Annotated in this window: 1 protein-coding gene; it reads right to left on the reverse strand. The window is 73.5% G+C overall.

Annotated elements, in window-relative coordinates; translation table 11 throughout:
- Window positions 1-78 precede the first annotated feature (78 nt).
- A partial coding sequence (locus DEIPI_RS27210) for an ACT domain-containing protein (protein ID WP_045233315.1) occupies window positions 79-746 on the reverse strand: 668 nt, incomplete at its 5' end.

Here is a 746-nt window from a genome sequence, read left to right on the forward strand (position 1 = left end):
CGAGCAGACGCGGACGCGACAGGCGCGCGCGCGCCTCGCGGGCAGCGTCCCGCGTGGCGGGCCGGGACTCGGCGCTCATCAGACGCGCACCAGGAAGGCCGAGTCGATCACGTCGAGCGCGCGGATCTCGTCGAGCTGCTCGTTCGTGAGGGCGTCGTCGAGGGTGAGGGTGAACAGCGCCTGACCGCCCTTCTCGGCGCGGCCGAGGGCCATCCCGGCGATGTTCACGCCCCAGCCGCCGAGCAGCGACGAGAGCTGCGCGACGGCGCCCGGACGGTCCTGGTTGGAAAGGATCAGGATGTGCCCCTCGGGCTCCACCTCCACCCGGAAGTTGCGCAGCCGCGTGAGGCGCGGCAGCTTCCCGAAGACGGTGCCGCCCACCGTGCGGGTCCGCTCGCCCTGACGGGCCACGACGAGCACCTCCGACTGGTAGAACTCGGACTCGCCGCCCTCGCGCGTCACGGCGCGCAGGCCGCGCTCCTTGGCGATGGCGCGCGCGTTGATGAGGTTGGGCCGCTCGTCCGTGACGCCGCTGAGGTAGCCCATCAGGACGCTCGTGACGACGGGCGCGACGTCGGCGGGGAAGCTGCCGCGGAACTCCACCTCCAGCTCGTTCGCGCCGGGCAGCAGCTGACCGCTGATCTTGCCGAGCTTCTCGCCGAGGTCGAGGTACGCGCCGAGCGCCTCGCGGGTGGCGGCGTCGAGGGCGGGCGCGTTCACCGCGCCGCGCGACACGTCGCCGCGCA

Origin of the sequence: Deinococcus pimensis DSM 21231 (assembly GCF_000519345.1) — a bacterium.
GTDB classification, from domain to species: domain Bacteria; phylum Deinococcota; class Deinococci; order Deinococcales; family Deinococcaceae; genus Deinococcus_A; species Deinococcus_A pimensis.